This window comes from Colwellia sp. 12G3 (genome assembly GCF_002836775.1).
In the GTDB taxonomy this organism is placed as follows: domain Bacteria; phylum Pseudomonadota; class Gammaproteobacteria; order Enterobacterales; family Alteromonadaceae; genus Colwellia.
In genome coordinates this window covers 353,230-375,220 of the sequence record NZ_PJAQ01000066.1, presented here as the reverse complement: position 1 = coordinate 375,220, position 21,991 = coordinate 353,230, and the positions used below count along the sequence as shown (strand labels likewise).

Here is a 21,991-nt window from a genome sequence, read left to right as displayed (position 1 = left end):
TTACCTCCTCACATTATTTGAAACATTCATTATTTCATATGCTACTAAAGAGGCACTTATTTTTAGTGGTTATATGAGATCACTAGATAATACCAATTTGATTAAATTCCTTCCCAACTCAGAGCTCTACTCGATGTTCAATAACAGGGAAAATTTGTTTCGGTTTAGTCATTCTAAATCAAATAAACTTAACGATGTTAGTGGACATCGAGAAAGCTCCCAGAGGGCGAGTTTAAAAGGTTTACATGCTGCGTTATTGATTTTGACAAGGACGCTGCATATATGCAGCTTATTAGAGAATGCAGGAGCTTATTCTCCTGAATAACCATTATCTTCAATCAATGCCTTGCCTCTAAGCCTTTTAATTCTCGCTGAGTGGGAAAGAACTTAATCAACTTGGTATAACATGATGAATATTGTGTAGTACGGTTCAAACTCATGTTGAGCCTGAAATTTGACTTATCCTGCCCATTCACAAATGTGGTCAAAATTATAACGGTAAGAACTATTAATACTTTTAAGCCAATAACTAAAAATATGTATATAAAAGTAATTGATAAGAAAAATACCGAGCCTATCAAGCTCGGTCAAGAAAAGGAGTTTAAGGATGGGTTAGCTATTATGACTTAACAGGAGAGGCTTTAATGAACTCGCTAATGAGTCGATAAGTAGCCAAGCACTCTTCGCTGACCAATTCATCCAGTAACATATAAGCGTGAGTCATACCGTCAAATGCATGATGTTCCACTTCAACGCCGACCTCGGTTAATGACTTAGTATATTCAAGGCCTTCATCTCTCAGGGGATCGCATCCTGCGGTGATCACTAAGGTTGCTGGCATATTGTTAGTGAACTCACCTAATAACGGTGATGCTCTCGCTATTTTTGCTTGGGCTGTTTCACTATCAACAGAGTCACTTAGTTGGAAGTATTGTTCAAAGTACCAGCAAATTTTATCTGTTTCTAATAAAAATCCTTGGCCATTTTCTTTAATAGAGCTACTACTCATAGTGTAATCTACGCTTGGATAGATAAGGATTTGCTTCGCTATTTTTACCGACTCATTATGTTGGTTATTCATCACTAAGCTTGTACAAAGTGCGCCTCCTGCACTATCACCAGCAATGAACAACTCATCACTGTGTTTCATATCAAAAATTAACGTTTTATAGTGCAACAATAATTGCTGACAATCATCTAAACCTGCTGGATATGGATGTTCAGGAGCTAAACGATAATCGACACAAATGACAATAGCTTGAGCTGCCAGCGCCAGTTTTCTACTTATAGGGTCATATAACTCAAGGCTGCCACACATATGGCCGCCACCATGAAAGTGTAGTAACACAGGTAAAACATCATTAGAAGCCGGGTTATATATACGTACTGGGATATTATGACTAGGAGTAGCTAAGTAGCTGTTCTTAACTATATCCACATTCGGCCCAGAGCCAATCAATGGAGCCAAGTTATCTAGGCCCTGCCTAATCACTTCACTACTAAACCCCAGCCCTGTTGCTTTAGCTTCGGCTATCGCATTATTAGCTTGGTCAAGAAAAGGTGCTAATTTAGGAGATATTATTCCGCGCATAATTTTTCCTCATTTAGTTTAACTTTGTCATGGGTGCCAGCACGTTGGATTTCATTATTATCGTCAGCGGTGACTGCTTTTTTCCTCCCTGTTTCAGGTAAAAAGAAACTGCCAATAAAAAAGGTACAACTTACAAGGGAAATTAGAATAAATGACGCGGTGTAATCACCTTGGTTTACATCAACCAACTTGCCAAATAACCATAAAACAATTGTAGAGAGCAAGTAACTAATAGAATAAAAAAGGCTAAACACCACGGTAATACGCTGGCTTGTCATCTTGGGTAATTCATGAGGAATAGACACTAGAGCAGTGACTGGGAAGAAGATAAAGAAACCCAACACAATAGCTGATAAGGCTTGTAGCCACTCACTCGAACTAAAAGACAGCCCTATAATAGTGATCACCATCACAGCGCCAGACCATCGAATTACAGGCAAACGTAGCGGCATTTTTTTACTGTAAATAATGCCTGCGAGTGTACCGACAATACCAAAACCAATCACCCATTTACTTTGACTAATGCCCGCTTTGGGGTAGAAGGTAAATAGGCAAATATAAAAGGCTAATAAACCTGAATATGTTAAACCATAGGCCCAATTAAACTTGTCTTTAAGGCCATCCATATAACTATAATGCTCAATAGCTTCATCACCTTTGTTTATATCGGCATTTTCAGGTTCAAATTTTACTAATAACCAAACAAAGCTGAACAATAAACTGGCGATAGAAAAGGTAATTAAGCTAATCTTCCAATCACCCGTAAATTGATTAATTGCTGCCATTTTCCATAACACAACACCAGTGCCAATATTAAAAGCAACTGCATTAAGGCCGTTAATGACTGGCCGCTCCTCAGGGGAAAACCAATGCATAACAATCGGGTTAAAATAGACAATCATAAAAGCGCCACCTAAGCCCATCAAAAATCGGCTCAGTAACAATAATTCATAATTTGGTGCTAACGGGGTTAATAAACCAATAGCGATAAATAAACTGGCAATAAAAAAAGCGTACTTAATACCAAATTTTATTGCTATCCAAGCCGCCCCGAAAGTACCAACAATTTTAGCCAAAGTTACCGCTCCACTAATAAAGCTGGCGGAGGCTAAGCTATCTACGTGCATGACAGACATGATTTGCCCCATACTTGCAGTACCACCTACCCAAGCCATTGCAAATAATACATAGCTAATAAAAACAATGGCTTCAACTAGGTATTTGTTAGTGATTTTCATATATGATAGTTTCTGAACAAAGGAAATGTATAGTGTTAGGTTAACGTATGATTGTCAGCAAATAACTACTACCTTAGTTCACTACCTCACTCAATAGAGCATGATATGCTGACTGTAGTGTTATATCCCTATAACATTAAAAACCAGTTACTTTTATCACGACTTAAAATATAAAGGACAGCTTTTGTTAGTTTGGCTATCACTTGATACTTGGCTTATTACCGTACTTTCTATTGCCTATTTAGCGCTTCTTTTTGTAGTTGCCCATTGGGGTCAGAATCAAGCACCTGAAAACTGGAGCTGCAAACCTTGGGTTTATAGTTTATCGCTTGGTGTTAGCTGTACGTCTTGGGCATTTTACGGCACAGTAGGACAAGCAGCCACAACAGGTGCTTGGCTTGCGCCTATTTATATTGGTTCTATTCTTTGCTTAGTATTGGCTTGGCCAATGTTGCATAAAATTTTGCTCATTGTTAAACAGCAAAACTTAACGTCTATTGCTGACTTTATTGCCTTTCGCTACGATCGTTCGCCTAAAGTTGCGGCATTGGTTGCCATCGTCGCACTCATGGGCACTATTCCTTATATCGCCTTGCAACTCAGAGCAATCAGTACCAGTTTTGATTTATTAACAGGTACTTATCAGTCGGGCATCAGCACTGCTTTTGTAGTGACTATCGTACTCATCTGCTTCAGTATTTTATTTGGTACTCGCCAAATAGCCGCCAACAAGCAAAACCAAGGTTTGGTACTGGCAATCGCTTTTAGCTCAATTATTAAATTGTTCGCTTTAACCGCAGTTGGTATTTTTGCCACTTTCTTTGTTTTTGATGGTTTTACCGACTTAATTAGTCAGCGCGAAAATATCAATTCAACTACTGGCACTCATTCAGTTTACTTAGCGATAGCGCAGGCTGCGTTAGGGGCTATCACCATATTCATTTTGCCACAGCAGTTTCATATGATGATGATTGAAAATCACCATCAAGAAGAATTAAAAACAGCCCGTTGGCTATTTCCTTTGTATCTCTTACTTATTAATGTTTTTATTCTCCCCATCGCCATTGCAGGGCAATTAACTTTTCCGGGTGGTAGTGTTGATGCCGATACTTATGTATTAACCCTGCCACTTTTCTATCAGCAAGCTTGGCTTGGTATCACAGTTTATATTGGCGGTTTAGCCGCTGCAACGAGTATGGTTATAGTCGCAGCTATTGTACTTAGTACTATGATCTCTACCGAAGTATTAACACCACTGGTATTAAAATTCCGTTTATTTAATACCAAAAAAAACCAGCAATTATCGGGTTTATTACTCAATTTACGCCGTGGCTCTATCGCTATTATTTTACTATTAGCATTCATCTTTGAACGTATTATTGCTCAACAAAATCAACTGGCTACCATAGGTTTATTATCGTTTGTCTTACTATCTCAATTTGCGCCAGCCACAATCGGTGCTTTGTATTGGCGTAGAGCCAATGCCAAAGCAGCATTAACTGGTCTAATTGTAGGGAGTATTGTCTGGCTCTATACTCTTTTATTACCAGCATTAATGCCAAGTAGTCACTGGTTTGAAACTGGCTTATGGCATATCGCTTGGTTAAAGCCTACCGCGCTATTTGGTATTGATTTTTTAGATAGTACTAGCCATGGCGTTTTTTACAGTTTGCTGTTTAATGTTATCTGTTACGTTATCGTTTCTTTAATCGGTCAGCGTAGTGTTGGCGAAAAATTACAAACAGAGTATTTTGTTAATAAAAGCCAAAATCAGTTTGAGCGTCACTTATCCCTCAATGATTTATACAGTTTATTAGTACGTTTTATTGATAAAGATGCCGCTGAAGCACTCATTATTTTTTCAAAAAGTGATTTGAATAACGATAGTAAAAATCAAAAAGTCATTGAGTATACACGCTTACAGCTTTCTGGCGTACTAGGCTCTGCTTCAACACGTATGGTTATGAAGGCAGCCTCTACCTCACAAAAGATGCCGTTAGAAGATGTTGTTAGTATTGTTGATGAAGCCAACCAAATGTTTCGCTTTAATCGCGAGTTATTACAATCTGGGGTAGAGAATATTGAACAAGGTATTAGTGTCATCGATGCCGATATGCGTTTAGTAGCATGGAACCAACGTTACATTCAACTACTTGATTATCCAGTAGGTTTTGTAACGGCAGGAAAACCAATTGAAGAATTATTACGCTATAATATCGCCAAAGGCATAATTACCCCTGCCAATACTAACGCAGAAAATGAAGATTTAATTACTAGGCGTATTGAACATATGCGCATGGGCCATAATCACTACTTTCAACGTACTATGCCCAATGGTATCGTATTAGAAATTAGGGGCCAGTCAATGCCAGGCGGTGGTTTCGTTAGTACCTTTTCTGATATTACCGCTCACATAGAGTCAGAGAAGGCATTGCAAAAAGCTAATGAGAGTTTAGAGAAACGCGTAGAAGAAAGAACTCAAGAGCTACGGTTGGCTAAAGCGGAGGCAGAAGCTGCCAACAGTAGTAAAACAAGATTTTTAGCTGCTGCTAGTCATGATTTAATGCAACCTTTCAATGCCTTATCACTCTTTACATCCATGCTTAAAAAGAAAGTTGTCACTGAAGAGCTTGTTAACTTAGCCAGTAATATTGATGATTCTCTTAATGTGGTTGAAGCATTACTCTCAGATCTGGTAGAAATATCACGTCTCGATAATAGTTCTGAAAACGTTGAACAAAATCACTTTGCTTTAGAGACATTGTTAATACCGCTAAAAAATGAATTCACTGTACTTGCACAGGAAGATGACATTAACTTTAGCTACTCAGCTAGCTCTGTTTGGGTCAATTCTGATAAACGTATGTTACGTCGAATAATTCAAAATTTTTTATCTAATGCTGTATATTACTGTCGTGATAAAGAAGGCGATAAAGCCCATATTGTTAATAAGATATTACTTGGTGTGCGCCACACAAAAAACGCTGTTCGCATTGAAGTTTGGGATAATGGTCCTGGTATCGCCACCGATAAGCAGCAAACTATATTTAGAGAATTCGAACGCTTAGATCAAAACCGTGAGATCCCTGGCTTAGGACTTGGCTTAGCTATTGCTGATCGTATGGCCTCCTTACTCAATTTGAAAATCTCTTTAAAATCGACCTTGGGTAAAGGCACGGGTTTCATGATTGAAGTACCGAGGGTTGAGCAGAGCACAGTTAACTTCCCAAGTGAAAAAGCAATACTGAATGATAAGAGAACCAGTGTAATAAACGACAGCCCAGTTAAAAAGACTTTTGCCAACATGACCGTATTAGTTATAGATAATGATGCACTGATGTTAACGGCAATATCATCACAACTCACTGAATGGGGTTGTAATGTTTATACTGCTAAAGATCATGAGACTGTCGATATTGCGATTAAAGCGATGCCTGTGCAGCCTCATTTTATTGTGGGTGATTATCATTTAGATAATGAAGCTAACGGTGTTGATCTGGTGAAGCGTATATTAGTAAGTCAACACTGGCAAAGCCCTTGTGTTATTTGCTCTGCCGATCCATCAGAGCAAGTGAGACAACATACCAGTGATGCAAACTTTATGTTCTTAAGAAAGCCGGTTAAATCGCTAGCTTTAAAGCGCTTAATTAAACAAATGACGTCAGTTTAATTCGCTGCACTAAACTAAAACCAACGAAGTTAGCTATTAATGCTGACATTTTCTGTTGGTGCCAACATCAACTGTTGATAAGCCAAACCCGCTAACGTGCGGTTGTTCACTTCGAGCTTCTCTAAAATCGCCGAAACGTGTTTTTTCACGGTCGTTTCTTTAATATTTAAATCGTAGGCTATTTGTTTATTAAGCTGTCCATCAGCCACTTGGGTAAGTACCACATATTGCTGGGGGGTTAATTGAGCTAGCTGTTTAGCTAAACGCTCATTAGCAATGGCTGTTTGCTGATTTTCATTTTTTTCAATCAACTCAGGTAGCCAAATATCACCCGCTAACACTGCATCAATCGCGGAAGCTATCGTGGTTAAGTCGGCAGATTTAGGAATAAAAGCTGCAGCACCAAAGTTAATGGCTTTTTGCATGGTTTGATCATTATCATCAGAAGAAACCATGATAACAACGAGGTCAGGGTAATGGTTTTGCAACTGCGTTAAACCAGTAAAGCCATTGTTGCCTGGCATGTGTAAATCCAAGAAGACTATCTCTAAGCTAGGTGTTACTTCAATAGCCGCTAATAATTCACTAAAATTGTTAGCTTCTAACGTGCCTGCGTTATCAATACATTCAACGATGGCGTGTTTTAATGCCGTGCGAAATAGCGGATGATCATCGGCAATGATTACTTTTGCTTGTGACATATAACACTCCTATAAAATACTAAAGCTAGTATGAAAAAAAGAGCTGACAAGTGCCAGCTCTTTTTTAACGCATACTTACTAATTTAACCTAAGTAACCTTTAGAACTGGTAACCGATAGTTAAAGAAACTGTTGCAGGGTCTCCATAATAACCAATTAAAGTCGTATCACCACCTAAACCTGGTTGATAGCTGCCATCTGGATTTTGTTCTCCTAAGAAAGAGTAATTACCTACTAAATACTCCTCATCAGTAATGTTTTTCATATGTAGCGCGGCAGTCCAATCACCATCATTGCTATACCAATTCACACCAACGTTCAGTAAACCATAACCGTCTTGTGTTAATAAATTACTCGTTACGTTTAGGTCATACTCACTACGGTAATAGTAGTTACCATTAATCACAAAACTACCAATGTTACTTTCAATATTATAAGTAAAACCTATATTTGCCGTCGTTTCAGGGGTGTTAGTAATGGTAAAGGTATCAGTAATATCAATAGGGGTTCCATCACTATCATAGGAATTAACTTCTTCAAATGATGAATCGATTAGGCCTAATGTTCCAAAAAAGTTTAAATTATCTGTTGCCGCATAATTCACTTCTAACTCCATACCTGAAGCAGTTGACTGACCGATATTACCTAAACGTTGACTCAACTCACTACCATCACCACCTTCTACAGGTAGTACGGTAACAAATTGTCTGTCTTGATGGTCAAGGTAGAACACAGTGGCATTTATACGTAAATTATTATTCCATTCACTTTTTACACCTACTTCATAAGAGTCCACAATTTCAGGATCAACTGCTGGCTCAGGACCGCTTGCTCTTGGGTTAAAGGTACCTGATTTGAAACCTTGTGAATAACTAGCAAAAAACATCATGTCATCTGAATATTGATATTCAACACCCGCACGAGGCGAAAATCTAGACCAATCTGCTTTATCATTTAAGACTTCAGGGAATTCAACATCACCACGTTCATAGCCCGGTACCCAACCACTTTCAGGGTAAACCGTTTCATAGACAACACCGTTATTTACTACTGCTGTTTTTTCTTCTTGGGTATAACGTGCACCTAAAGTAAATGATAGTTGTTCAGTAACATTATAAGAGCCTTGTGCATAAGCAGCATAACTCTCGCTATCGTTACAACCTGTCACTTCACGGGTTAAGCCCGGTAAAGTCAATGACTGACCTAAGTGCTCTAAAATAGCATCAAAATGACCACAAGATTCACCATCAAAATAATATAAACCTGAAACAAGTGTTAGATTCTCACCATCATAATTTAACTGGAATTCTTGAGAAAACTGCTCATCATCATAAATGGCAGGTACATCAAAAATACGCTCTGGAGTATTATCAAAATCAATGTTAGTTTTGGAGTAGTTACTTCTACTTGCCGTTACTGATTTAACAGACCAAAAATCATTAATGAAATACTCAGCCGTTAAACTCATCCCTTCTGACTCAACGCTATTCCAAGTAGGCATACTGGTATAAGAGTCATAAACACTGTCTGGTACAGGCGCATCAGTTACCACACTAGGTAATAAACGATAACCACCTTTTGCATTTGAATCATCCACAGTATTATCGTAATTAAAACGGAAGAACCAATCATCTGTAGGCGTGAACTCAATGGTTGCACGACCAGCAAAAACATCTTTATTATAGTTCTCTAAGTCTTGCCCTGGTAAATCAGATTGTAAAAACTCGCCATAACCATCGCGAGATAAGCTCGCTAGAGCAAAACCAAAATAGAGTTTGTCTTCAATTACTGGCACTTTACCAGCCACTTTATAATCTTGACGGGCGTAATTACCAAAGGTAGCCTCTAGATCAAACTCCATGTCACCAGCCATTTTTTTGGTAACGTACTTAATAGCGCCACCTATAGTATTTTTACCGTACAAACTACCTTGTGGACCACGTAATACTTCAATACGTTCAACATCTAAAATATCAAGAACCGCACCTTGTGGGCGCGCTATATACACATCATCAACATAAATACCAACACCCGGTTCATAGCCCCACAATGGATCATCTTGACCTACCCCACGAATAAACGCGGTAAGTGTTGAGTTAGTACCACGGCTACTTTGCAACGTTGTGTTAGGTGAAAACTGCTGAACTTCTGTCATCACACTAATACCATTTTGCTCTAACTGTTCAGCGCCAATTGAGGTCACGGCTACGGGGACATTTTGCAGACTCTCTGAGGTTTTACGAGCGGTAACTTCTATGCGTTCTAAGCCAGAATGAGCTTTAGCTTTCTCAGCATCATTTTCTTCTGCAGCAAGAGCAATGTTTGACGTTAGCGCACTGGCAATGGCCAATGCAAGATAACTTAATTTCTTGTTATAGTGTTTCATATTAGTACCTTATTATAATTATATTGAATCAGTTATTTAAAATTATTGTGATGTTTTTTACTGATGTTTCAACTCTATAACAAAATGAGACAAATTTAATTTGTACTATAGTACCATAGAGCTTAACCATTGAAAATTAGCGCTTTTATTACTTAAAACCCCAAAACCTGACAATATCAGATGCACTATCAAGTGAAGATTCATAGATAAAGCTGGCACTTGCCTCTCGATTTTTTAAAGAGGAATTAACTGTTAGGCCATGACCTATTTCATTTATTTCAAGTAGCTCGACTAGAGTCTCTTTATCAGTATTCTGCCAAAGAGTTCGTTGATAATTTTCATATAATATTTTGTTTGGTTCGAGGGGTTTTTCCGACAGTGTTGACCATTGCCAAGCAAGTTGATGGGAGTTTTTAGGATTAACCACGTTGTCATTAGTGCCCGTAATAACGATTAACCTTGGCCATTGCAACACCTTTTCATTTTTACGTTTAGCCAAAGTCACTAACTCCGCAATAGATTGCGAGGGACCATTTCTCATACAAGAAATAGCTTTAGCAAGATCATTAGCACACGGATAAGGTAAACCAGCAACAACAGCACCAGCAGAAAAAACATTAGGGTAATGAGTTAATAAAGCACTTGTCATGGCGCCACCCGCAGATAGGCCCGCTATGTAAACTTGTTCGGCATCAACCTGTTTTTGTAAGGTAGTTATCATATTTTTAATCGACAGCACTTCGCCTTTATCTTTACTGATATCTTGCTCTGAAAACCAGTTGAAACAGGATTTGACATTATTTTTGTTATTTTGTTGTGGTATCAGCAAGATAAAATCATGCTGCTGAGCCAACGCGACAAAGCCACTTTGGCGAGCTAATGTTTCACCATTTTGTACGCAGCCATGTAATAGCACCACCAGTGACTTGGCTTGCTTTGAGGCTTTAAGATAACTCGCCGACAACTCTCCTGGATTGTCTCCAAAATGAGCAAGCGGCTGGAAATTAGCTTTGACGCTAATACTGATAAAAAGTAAGGAAATCCAAGTGAGGTTTTTAACAAGGGAAAACATAGTGGTTGGCTATTTTGCTGTGAGATGCCCTTATAATGGCGCATAGCCGTAGTGTGCAACATGGTACTTTAGTGCCAATAATTTATACATTTCTGTAGGCTGACTCATCAACACATCAGAATACATTGCTAACAATGGCGATTAACAAGGTTTGTACTGTTTAGTATGAGCTTTTAACTAAGCTTCGGCCGTTAACCATATTGATAACTTTATCCGTTAATATCACATCCAGTTTACACTTAGAGAAGAGAGTTCTTAATTCATGGTGAGCAAGAGGGAAAGTTTGTGAATATAGCTTCGCTGGACACGCTATTGAGAGCAAAATAGAAACGAAATGCCCTCAGTTAATTTGGTTAACTAAGTCAATAACTTAAGCCGATCTTATTTAGTCTGTTGGCAATAAGTTAGCTCGGTTTTTTCCCCATTCTGAGATATAACTACAGATTACTACTGCCCAAAAATGGTCGTTATTTATGGACCAAATTTATCCCTACTAATGGACTGTAATTAGCTTCGTTTTCTATCTTTTTAAATAAGCGCTTGAAGTGCTTGCTCTCTATTATTGAATTGATCTTTTTTATCTAATAAAGTTGCTAATGATAGCTTCTGCAATGATTGATTAATTTTCTCATTACCCGTGATAACCAACACTTTTTTATTTTTTGTCTTAGTACGTTCGATAAGGTCTGTGATCATAATAGCAGTTGTTGTTCCTATTAGTTTAGCGTTCGATAAATCTATTACTAACGTGGTAAACGATAAGTTTTCAGTAAAGCGCCGCGATAACTCTCTAGAAACAGCAAAACTAACCGGGCCGTCAATTGCTAATAAAAGCGTGTGTTCTAGGGATTTACTCAGCTTTTTCTGAATATCATCAGTTAGCTCCATATTCATCTTGCTTGATGATATTTCACTGTTTAGTTCGCGAAGTAATTCAGGTCCTTGCTTAAACGTAATGTGATCAAGTTGAATATGCGTTAAACGATCTAAAGTCACTAAATTAGCGATAAACATGCCAACTAACACTGCGGTAATTAAATCAACAAAAACGGTGAGTAGTAATACTAATAACATTAAAGAAGCAGAAAACAATCCAACTTTTTTTATCTGAAAAATAAAGCGCCAATCAATAATATCAAGACCCACTTTAATTAACATTCCCGCGAGAACAGTGTGAGGAATATACTGCGCATAATCTCCTGCCCATAAAATGACAATGAGTAAGGTAATGGAATGTATTATGCCAGAGAGGGGTGTTTTACCACCGGCACGAATGTTAATTACAGTGCGCATTGTTGCTCCAGCGCCCGGTAATGCACCAAAAAATCCCGCAATGCTATTGGCAATTCCTTGGCCGATAAGCTCTTTATCACTATTGTGGTGAGTCTCTGTCAGTGTATCAGCAACCATTGAGGTGAGTAATGAGTCGATAGCACCTAATACGGCTAATAAAAAGGCGAAATAGCTAACATCATAGAGTGTATCTAAAGATAGGCTAGGTATTATTAAACTTGGAAAACCTGTCGGAATTTCACCGATGACAGAAATGCCTTGTTGACTAATAAAGGTTGAACTAAAGACTGTTAAGGTAATTAATGCAAATAGTGGTGCGGGTATTATTTTAGTCCACTTTTCAGGCCAATAGATCATCAGTAAAAGTGTAGTTACACCAAGTAAAGTCGCATAAGTATTTTGCTGGTTAATAGCGCTTGGAATATTTGATAACGCAGCTAATGCATTGCTATCCCCTGTGCTACCTAAGAGTGGCGATATTTGAAGCAAAATAATAATAATGCCAATACCTGTCATAAAGCCAGAAATAACAGGATAGGGAACCATAACAAAATACTTGCCTAGTTTAAGTAAACCAAACAATATTTGAAATAAGCCCGCTAAAATTACACAGGTAAAGGCTAATACCAAGCCAGTATCAGGATTACTCGCGATTAGTTGCGTTAATACTAATGCCATTACCACACTCATCGGCCCTGTTGGACCTGATATTTGTGTAGCTGTACCACCAAATAAAGCAGCGAAAAAACCAACAAAAATGGCGCCATAAACTCCGGCTATTGCACCTGCACCCGATGACACGCCAAATGCTAAAGCTAATGGTAAGGCTATAACAGCAGCGGTTAAGCCGCCAAAGACATCACCTCTAAGATGCTTAAGAGATATTTTGTTTATTAAAATAATGACTACCTTTAAGTGTATATAAGAGAACACTTTAATTTTTATTAATGGGTATATGGCAAAAGGTATTTATATCGCGTGCTGAATTTTTCACCTTTAGGTAAATTGAGTGTAACAGTATAAATGCAAGTAAAAAAAGGTATTAATAGACTTTGGTAGGCGAGCTAATATGAAAAGTAGCACCAGTAATGATGTGATGGCGATTAATATTAGTCAAATAATACAAGTCATATTCTCTAACTCGCTAAGTGCCCCCTTTGCCATAGAACTATGAGATCAGATTAAAGTTATTATTCAAAATAATAAGTAAAAAAGCCTGAATATTGCTATTCAGGCTTTTCAATTTTGAGCTATAAATGGTTTTGACTATTTATGCACAGGATAAACTGTTTAATACAAGGCGCTTTATTGTGACGTTTAGTGTTTCTTAAACGAACGATAACGCAACGAAGAAGTTAACAGTTTAGACAAGTACAATTACATCATGCCGCCCACTTAATATTTATCTAATTGTTTTTATTGGATTAGTTATATGGGCATTAGTAGTGATACCCCACTTTATACCCCCAACATCTTATACGTATAAAAATAACATTAAAATCAATGAATTACATGGATTTGGCGATAAGAATAATTTCACCAAAAGACAATTAAAAATGTTTTGAGGGGTCCATACGTTGATGAAGAATACGAGCAACATCAATACCGTTATCACTGACTTGATAGAACACTATATGTTTTTCTACAGGAAAGCTTTTAGCGTCTTTATAAATTTCATTTCTTTCCCTACCAAAATCAGGATATTGAGCAAGTTTTATTAATGCGGCATCTATATTCTGTGCGTACACTTTTGCTTGCTTATTACCCCATGAACTAATTGTCGTAGAGATTATTTTATATAAATCTTCTTCTGCTAAAGAAGAAAGTCTATAGATTGGCATTGTCGCTCTTACTTTCAGGCTGTTTATTTACTGAAAGAGAGGCTTGTTCAAATATATCCATGACATTGTGATTTGACGATTCGCCCGCAACTAACTGTTCAAAACCTTTAGCGACTTCTTCGCGTAATATTTCAAGCTGTTGATTTCTAGCCGCATCTTTTTCAAACAACAATCTCAACCCATCACGGATCACTTCACTCGCTGAGGTATATAAGCCATCAGAGACTTTCTCTGTGATTCTTCTTTCGAATTCTTTACCTAAACTAATATTCATAATTAACTCTCCAACCATCCAATAATCACATTATGCGCACTATATGCGCGTAATTCAAGTTTAACTAAAAGAGAGTAATGAAAGTAAAAGTCAGTAGATTACTTTCTGCCTTCATTTAATTGACACGATCACACAGCTTAAACCCATAATATGCCGCCCATAGATGAATTATCACCTTGTTTTTATAGAGATAAGTATATGGGAGGTATTATTGATACCCCACTTTATACCCTTAAAGTTATAACGTTTGATGAAAAATAGAAATAAAAAAAGCCATAACATCAACATGTTATGGCTTACAAGAAAAGCGATTTAGGCTAAAAACTATTACATCATGCCGCCCATGCCGCCCATACCACCCATGCCGCCCATATCTGGCATAGAAGATGAATCTTGTGGAGCATCAGTAATCATCGCTTCAGTCGTTAACATTAACCCTGCAACAGAAGCGGCAAACTGTAGTGCTGAACGAGTCACTTTAGTTGGGTCTAAAATACCCATTTCAAGCATATCGCCATAAGTACTGTTACCAGCATTGTAACCGTAGTTACCTTTACCGTTACGTACTTCATTTAATACTACTGATGGCTCATCACCACAGTTAGCTACGATTTGACGAAGTGGCGCTTCCATCGCACGGATAGCAACATTAATACCGTGTGTCTGGTCTTCGTTAATACCTTCAAGGTCTTTAATTGCTTCAGCTGCGCGAACTAATGCAACACCACCACCAGCAACAACGCCTTCTTCAACGGCTGCGCGTGTGGCATGTAATGCATCTTCAACACGTGCTTTTTTCTCTTTCATTTCGATTTCAGTGGCAGCGCCAATTTTGATCACTGCAACACCGCCTGCTAGTTTAGCTAAGCGCTCTTGTAATTTTTCTTTATCGTAATCCGATGAAGAATCTTCAATTTGACCACGGATTTGAGAAACACGTGCTTTAATGTCTGCCTCATCACCAAAACCATCAATAATAATTGTGGTGTCTTTAGAGATAACAACGCGTTTAGCTTGACCTAGGTCTTCTAAAGTAGCTTTCTCTAATTCCATACCAATTTCTTCAGAAATTACAGTACCAGCCGTTAGTGTTGCAACGTCTTGTAACATTGCTTTACGACGGTCGCCAAAACCTGGTGCTTTAACTGCGGCAACTTTAACGATACCACGCATATTGTTTACTACTAATGTTGCTAGTGCTTCACCTTCAACATCTTCAGCAATAATTAGTAATGGCTTACCTGATTTAGCAACGCCTTCAAGAGTAGTTAGTAATTCGCGAATATTTGATACTTTTTTATCTACTAATAAGATAAATGGGTTTTCAAGTTCAACGGTACCGTTTTCTTGTTTGTTGATAAAGTATGGAGATAAGTAACCACGGTCGAATTGCATGCCTTCAACAACGTCTAATTCGTCAGTTAATGCTTGGCCTTCTTCAACAGTAATTACGCCTTCAGCGCCTACTTTTTCCATTGCTGTAGCAATTATTTGACCAACAGTTTCATCTGAGTTTGCAGAAATAGTTCCTACTTGCTCAATGGCTTTGTTGTCTGTAACCGGTGTTGAAGCTTCTTTTAGTGCTGCAACAGCCGCAATAACTGCTTTGTCAATACCACGTTTAAGATCCATTGGGTTCATACCCGCAGCAATAGATTTCAAACCTTCGTTAACAATAGCTTGTGCTAAAACAGTTGCAGTAGTTGTACCGTCACCCGCTTCATCATTGGCTTTAGAAGCAACTTCTTTCACCATTTGTGCGCCCATGTTTTCGAATTTATCTTCTAATTCGATTTCTTTAGCAACCGTTACACCATCTTTAGTGATTGTTGGACCACCAAAAGATTTATCAATAACTACGTTACGACCTTTTGGTCCCAACGTTACTTTTACTGCATCAGCCAATACATTTACGCCACGTAGCATTTTAGTACGTGCATCATTTCCAAATAATACGTCTTTTGAAGCCATGTTATTTATTCCTATAATTTTATTTAGTTACACTATTATTGAAATAGTGCTTAGTCTATATACACTAATAATATTGAGCCTTTACTTTAAGCGAATTCGCTCAAAGCAAAGAAAAAGCGCGTAACTTACGCTAGTAAGTGAGCACTTTTGATGTCGCGGTTGTGATGAAGTAGCGACAAATTAAGCTCTTAATTATTCGACGATTGCTAAAATGTCTGATTCACTTAATATAAGTACTTCTTCGCCATCAATTTTTTCAGTTTTAACGCCGTAACCTTCACTGAAAATAACTTGGTCGCCAACTTTTACATCTAGAGCACGTACTTCGCCATTTTCTAAAATGCGGCCATTACCTACTGCAATAACTTCAGCACGAGTAGATTTTTCTGCCGCACTACCCATTAAGACGATACCGCCTTCTGATTTTGACTCTACGTCTTTACGTTTAACAATTACACGATCATGTAGTGGACGAATGCTCATTAATTCTCTCCTGAGATTTTCAATTATGTGGTTAATTTTCCAGTCTTACTTTGGACTAGAGATTCTTGTTAATAGAAATGGGGATAAAAAAAGCCGACACAAGGTCAGCTTTGATTTTTTTGTACATTAAAATTAGTCTTTACGCTTGAACTCACCTTCTAAGGTATCGCCTTGGTGATGTGAAATAGGTTCCTTTGACGAAGTAAAAGGTTCGGCTGTATTTTCATGCTGATATACATTGCCAGCTGCACCATGATTAAAAGAGGCGCCTGCGCCAAATTGATTTACCTTGATATGCTTTTGTACTTGATTACCAATTGCTGCACGAACACTTGGTACCAGTAACAATAAACCAAATATATCGGTAACAAAACCAGGTGTTACTAATAAAACACCCGCGATTAATAACATTAAACCCGTGACTATTTCACCTGATGGCATTTCGCCCTGTGCCATTTTAGTTTGCACCGACTGTAAAGTAGCCAAGCCTTGCTGGCGTACATATTTAGCACCTAACCATGCACTTAAAATAACAATAGCGATTGTTGGCCAAACGCCCAGTAAGGCACCGACTTGCATAATCACCGTTATTTCGATGATAGGGATAATGATAAAAAGCACAAATAATAGTTGAAACATAATAATTCCTTATTTTCTATGAAACTTATATTGGGCTAATCAGGTCTTTTTCAAGGCCAACGATTGTCTATTGAGATTAGCCCTAAGTTTTCCTTAATACTCAAGGTATACTATCAACAGAACAAAACGATTAGGTAACAAAATTGTATCAATTAGTACTCACAACCTGCCCTGATGAAATAGTAGCTAAAAATATTGCACAACATCTAGTGACAGAAAAGCTTGCCGCCTGTGTAAATATTGTCTCCAACATTACCTCTGTATATAGTTGGCAGGACGAGTTACATTGCGACAGTGAAGTACAATTACTGATAAAAACCGATGAAAATAAATTCGTAATGTTAAATGATCGAATTAACCAATTACACCCGTATGACGTGGTGGAAGTTATTGCCTTGAATATCCAGCAAGGTGATAAGCATTATTTAAACTGGATCACTAATTCTTTGAAGTAGGCTTAATGAAAAATTTACTATCCCTATGCTTATTGATGTTAGCAGCTTTTACTTTTACCCCCGCTGCTGCACAAGAAAAGCAATCGATTTTTGATGTCTCTAATACCAGCTTGTTTAGCAATGATGATGAGTTTTTAAAAGTTGACCAAGCATTCTCTTTTAATTTTGATCAGAAAAATAATCAATTAGAAGTTAGTTTCGATATTGCTCCCGGCTATTACCTTTATCGCCACCAATTTAAATTCAAAGGTAAAAATATCAACTTCACTCCGGTTTTATTGCCTGAAGGTATAGACCACGAAGATGAATTTTTTGGTATTCAAAAAATATTTACTGAGCGATTAACATTCATTATAAATCTTGAACAAGTTTCAAGCGATGGCACTATCAAAGTTACTTATCAAGGCTGTGCTGAAAAAGGGCTATGTTATCCACCAACGAGTAAAACTATTGAGCTAAGCGAATTAATTACAGCAGAAAATACTGTTCTTAACTCATCTTTATCAGCCCCTAGCAACAATGAAGACATTCAAACAAGTCAAGCTGTGGTTGAAAAAAGTGAACAACATCAATTATCTGACATGCTCAAGCAGGATAGTTTGTTATTAACGCTGGTTGCCTTTTTCGTTGGCGGTTTATTATTGTCATTCACGCCCTGTGTTTTCCCTATGTACCCTATTTTAACCGGAATTATTGTTGGTCAAGGCAAGCAGTTAACAACTAAAAAAGCCTTTACTTTATCTTTTTTCTACGTACAAGGCATGGCAGTTACTTACACTCTGTTAGGTGTAGTGGTTGCATTGGCTGGCGCTAAATTCCAGGCTGTATTTCAGCACCCTATCGTATTAATTGGCCTGAGTGTTTTATTTATTTTTCTAGCGCTTTCTATGTTTGGTGTATTTAATTTAGCCTTACCTGCTAGCTGGCAAAATAAACTCAATACTATGAGTAATCAGCAAAAAGGTGGTTCAATTACTGGTGTGTTAATGATGGGCGTTATCTCGGGATTAGTTGCGTCTCCCTGTACTACAGCACCATTAACCGGTGCATTATTATACATTTCTCAAACAGGTGATGTAGTGCTTGGTGCCTCAGCGTTATACGCACTAAGCTTAGGTATGGGTTTACCTTTGCTAATACTCGGTAGCTCTGGTGGTAAATTACTACCTAAAGCCGGCGCATGGATGAATATCATCAAAAATATCTTCGGTCTATTATTACTTGCCGTTCCTATCTTTTTACTTGAACGCTTTATCCCTGAAGTGGCTAGCCAAGCGTTATGGGCCATATTAATATTAGTCAGTGCAAGCTACTTCTATGTTGCTAACCAAAACCATGCTGCGCAAAATGATCAGCAAGTAAAAGGCTTTTGGTATGGTCTGCGTTCTCTAGTCATATTTTTAATGTTGTTTTTTGGTGCTAACCTGGCATACCAGTTAGTTTTTCCAAGCAAATCCATGGTTTCCGATGCTGCTCAGCACGCTACTTTTAAACAAGTAACCTCTTTAGCACAGCTACAAAATGAAGTAGTAAGTGCCAATATGCAGGGTAAAACCGTGATGGTAGATTTGTATGCGGATTGGTGTATTGCTTGTAAAGAGTTTGAGAAATATACCTTTGTAGACGCTCAAGTACAAAAAGCATTGGCTAACAGTGTCTGGTTGCAAATTGACATGACTGACTTTGACTCAATTGAAAATGCCGAACTTGTTCAGCATTATACCATTTTGGGTTTACCTTCAATTTTGTTTTTTGATTTACAAGGAAATGAATTAACGAAACAACGTACCACTGGCTTTATGAAAGCCAGTGAGTTTGCTGCCCACGTTCAGTCGATATTCAAATAACCTGGGTTAGCGTTAACTTGACACGTTAGTCGTTGGTAGAGAAAGTCAGCCTAAGCTAGGCTGACTTATCTGCTGAGAGGTTATCAGTTACACTTTTAGGTACTTTCCAGTAACCACCTGTTGTTTGTCTATCTAACGAAGATAATAATTCTTTTTCTGGGATTGGCTTGGAGTAATAGTACCCTTGAATAATATCGCAATCATTCTCAGTTAAGCTACGCAGTTGTGCCTGAGTTTCAACACCTTCAGCAACCACCATCAAACCTAGGTTTTTCACCATTGCAATGGTGGAAGTAATTATTTGAAAATCCGAATGGTTCTCTAACATGCCAAAGATAAAGCTTTTATCTATTTTAATCACATCAACAGGCATTTTCTTCAAGTAAGCTAACGATGAATAGCCCGTACCAAAATCATCAATAGCAAAACTAAAGCCAATATTTTTTAAAGACTGCATCATAGCAATAGTATGGTCCATATCTTTCACTAACGTTTGCTCTGTTAATTCCAACTCAAAACTTTGCGCTGATAATGAAAACTCGGCTAATAAATTGTTTAAGAAGTTTGGTAAATTAGCATCTATAAATTGTCCTGCAGATAAGTTAATCGCGATACGAACGTCTTCTAAACCATATTTTTTCAGCTCTACGATTAACTCAAAGCAACGACGTATAATCCAATAGCCCAATTCAATCATGTGCTGGGAGTTTTCTAAAATGGGGATAAAGTCCTCAGGAGAAATCATGCCGCGATCAGGGTGTTGCCAACGTAATAGCGCTTCAAAACCATATATTTTTTTTGTTTTAGCACATATTTGCGGTTGTAAACTTAAGCTGAATTGTTGCTTAGCTAATGCTTGTCTAACTTCACCTTCGAGCATGACTCGATGAGCGACACGCTGAAACATTTCTTGATGGTAAATATGATATTGACCACCACCATTATCTTTAGCTTCGTACATGGCAATATCTGCATGACTGATCAAATCATCTGATTTTTCTGTCGCTGACTCGGTGTAAGCAATACCTATGCTAGTTGATACGTAGAAAATATTTGAACCGAGTTTTATTGCATCTTTAAATTGAAGTAATACCTTCTCTGCGACTTCAATAGCTTCCGCAACGCCTCTAAGGTGACTTAGTACAATAACGAACTCATCACCACCAAAACGGCAAGCTAAATCGACTTCACCAACACTAACGCGAACACGGTCTGCCGCTTGAATAAGTAGTTTGTCGCCAATACTGTGGCCATTACTGTCGTTAACCTTTTTAAAGTCATCTAAATCAAGAAAGAGCACTGCAACACCGCTTTTATGACGGGCAATATTACCGAGTGATTTGCGTAACTGGTAATTCAACATATTCCTATTTGGTAAACCTGTTAGTAAATCGTACATTGCGATATTTTCTAATTCTTTGGTTTTTTGTTCGACTACCAAGTTCAGTTGCTCTAATTCAAAACTAAGTTCTTGCGAGGAATTAGCCAAAACATCTAATTCATCTGCAAACAGTCTTGGCCTTTTTAAATCAACTTGGCGGAACTGACCGAATTTTTTTTGTGCTAATAAAGGCAAGGCATTGGATAGCAGCAATAATCGCTTAGTAAAAGGACTCGAAATAAAATAAACAAAGGCCGCTAACATGATAAAAATGAGACTTAACGATAGAATAAAGCGCTTTTGATAAGCATCATTTTTTGCTTTGTATGCTGTTACATCATCAATTAAAGCTAAATAAAAATCTTGCTTAGCTTGCTTTGACAGAGGTAATAAATTAATCAAATAGCTATTATTCTTTAAATCAAGATACAAGCCTTGTTCTAACGCTTGATTAAGTGCTGAGTATGATTTATTCATTACTAACAAGGACTCTGCTAGCCCCATATTAGACGCAGAGATGACTTTAGCCGGAGTGGACTTTATGCCATTATTACCTTTTACAGGAATACGAATGACGGCAACATCTCTATTTAATGTTGTCTTTAGAGCAAATAGCATATCAACTAGTGAAGTACTCATGGTAACAACGACCATGTCTCCTTGCTTATTGAGCAAAGGCAAACTCAATAATAATTGGCAACTTTGCGGACAATATATTCGATGCTCAGGCTCTTGCAATCTAAAGACTTGAGCAATGTTATCTTGCACTACTTGGGGGAAGTCATTAGTTGCAAATAATATATTTTCTTTGTCATCCACTAACCAAATATCTTCTACATTAAGATGTAACTGTAAAGCATCATATTGCTTCTCAAGTTGTACCGCTAAAGTAGAAAAGTCATCTTGTTGTGATAATTCTATTAAATCGGTGAATGACTCTAACCAGACAGTTAACTTGTTACGTAAAATACTATTATGTAAATTTACCTGTACCTGCCCTTGGGCAATATTGTTTTGTTGAAATTCTTGATAATCGGCTTGTAAACGCCAATAGGATAACGATGAAAAACCTACCGCTAGAAAGAGTAAGGTTGTGACAATTAATGTCAAAAGCTTGGTTGGTACACTCACAAATTTTTTATTCATTTTA

Annotated in this window: 15 protein-coding genes; 3 read left to right on the top strand and 12 right to left on the bottom strand. The window is 37.7% G+C overall.

The genetic code is table 11. The features are described 5' to 3' along the window. Positions 1-619: 619 nt before the first annotated feature. On the bottom strand, positions 620-1,591 hold the full coding sequence (locus CXF71_RS15950) for an alpha/beta hydrolase (RefSeq protein WP_101233931.1): 972 nt from the start codon (positions 1,589-1,591) through the stop codon (positions 620-622). After that, on the bottom strand, positions 1,579-2,829 hold the full coding sequence (locus CXF71_RS15945) for an MFS transporter (RefSeq protein WP_101233930.1): 1,251 nt from the start codon (positions 2,827-2,829) through the stop codon (positions 1,579-1,581). Before CXF71_RS15945 ends, CXF71_RS15950 begins: the two co-directional genes overlap by 13 nt. Positions 2,830-3,013: 184 nt before the next feature. Between CXF71_RS15945 and CXF71_RS15940 the strand changes: the two genes are divergently transcribed. After that, positions 3,014-6,499, top strand: coding sequence for a hybrid sensor histidine kinase/response regulator (locus tag CXF71_RS15940; protein WP_101233929.1), 3,486 nt, complete (start codon positions 3,014-3,016; stop codon positions 6,497-6,499). A 29-nt stretch (positions 6,500-6,528) separates the two neighbouring features. Here the strand turns inward: CXF71_RS15940 and CXF71_RS15935 are convergent, their stop codons facing one another. From CXF71_RS15935 to CXF71_RS15895, 9 genes are all read right to left on the bottom strand, one after another. Then, the gene (locus CXF71_RS15935; protein WP_101233928.1) at positions 6,529-7,200 is read right to left on the bottom strand and encodes a response regulator transcription factor; all 672 of its coding nucleotides are present in this window, start codon (positions 7,198-7,200) and stop codon (positions 6,529-6,531) included. A 99-nt stretch (positions 7,201-7,299) separates the two neighbouring features. Beyond that, positions 7,300-9,585 carry a TonB-dependent receptor gene (locus tag CXF71_RS15930; protein WP_101233927.1) on the bottom strand — a complete coding sequence of 762 codons (2,286 nt, stop codon included), beginning with the start codon at positions 9,583-9,585 and terminating at the stop codon, positions 7,300-7,302. Between the two features lie 148 nt (positions 9,586-9,733). Next, positions 9,734-10,657 carry an extracellular catalytic domain type 1 short-chain-length polyhydroxyalkanoate depolymerase gene (locus CXF71_RS15925; RefSeq protein ID WP_101233926.1) on the bottom strand — a complete coding sequence of 308 codons (924 nt, stop codon included), beginning with the start codon at positions 10,655-10,657 and terminating at the stop codon, positions 9,734-9,736. Positions 10,658-11,185: 528 nt separating this feature from the next. Further along, positions 11,186-12,883 carry a SulP family inorganic anion transporter gene (locus CXF71_RS15920; RefSeq protein ID WP_232771513.1) on the bottom strand — a complete coding sequence of 566 codons (1,698 nt, stop codon included), beginning with the start codon at positions 12,881-12,883 and terminating at the stop codon, positions 11,186-11,188. A 617-nt stretch (positions 12,884-13,500) separates the two neighbouring features. Beyond that, entirely contained in the window at positions 13,501-13,791 is a 291-nt protein-coding gene (locus CXF71_RS15915; RefSeq protein WP_101233924.1) for a type II toxin-antitoxin system RelE/ParE family toxin, read from the bottom strand. Continuing rightward, the gene (locus tag CXF71_RS15910) at positions 13,778-14,065 is read right to left on the bottom strand and encodes a type II toxin-antitoxin system ParD family antitoxin (protein ID WP_101233923.1); all 288 of its coding nucleotides are present in this window, start codon (positions 14,063-14,065) and stop codon (positions 13,778-13,780) included. The genes CXF71_RS15915 and CXF71_RS15910 overlap by 14 nt, the downstream gene beginning before the upstream one ends. 327 nt (positions 14,066-14,392) lie before the next feature. Continuing rightward, the gene (gene groL / locus CXF71_RS15905; protein ID WP_101233922.1) at positions 14,393-16,036 is read right to left on the bottom strand and encodes a chaperonin GroEL; all 1,644 of its coding nucleotides are present in this window, start codon (positions 16,034-16,036) and stop codon (positions 14,393-14,395) included. Between the two features lie 192 nt (positions 16,037-16,228). Next, a complete protein-coding gene (locus tag CXF71_RS15900) occupies positions 16,229-16,519 on the bottom strand; it encodes a co-chaperone GroES (protein WP_101233921.1) in 291 nt (96 codons plus the stop codon). A gap of 132 nt (positions 16,520-16,651) precedes the next feature. Further along, entirely contained in the window at positions 16,652-17,158 is a 507-nt protein-coding gene (locus CXF71_RS15895; protein WP_101233920.1) for an FxsA family protein, read from the bottom strand. Between the two features lie 143 nt (positions 17,159-17,301). Between CXF71_RS15895 and cutA the strand changes: the two genes are divergently transcribed. Then, a complete protein-coding gene (cutA, locus tag CXF71_RS15890; RefSeq protein ID WP_101233919.1) occupies positions 17,302-17,613 on the top strand; it encodes a divalent-cation tolerance protein CutA in 312 nt (103 codons plus the stop codon). 5 nt (positions 17,614-17,618) lie between these two features. Further along, complete coding sequence (locus tag CXF71_RS15885) at positions 17,619-19,460, top strand: protein-disulfide reductase DsbD (protein WP_101233918.1); 1,842 nt, start codon at positions 17,619-17,621, stop codon at positions 19,458-19,460. Between the two features lie 55 nt (positions 19,461-19,515). Here the strand turns inward: CXF71_RS15885 and CXF71_RS15880 are convergent, their stop codons facing one another. Then, the gene (locus CXF71_RS15880; protein ID WP_101233917.1) at positions 19,516-21,987 is read right to left on the bottom strand and encodes a putative bifunctional diguanylate cyclase/phosphodiesterase; all 2,472 of its coding nucleotides are present in this window, start codon (positions 21,985-21,987) and stop codon (positions 19,516-19,518) included. Positions 21,988-21,991: the final 4 nt, after the last annotated feature.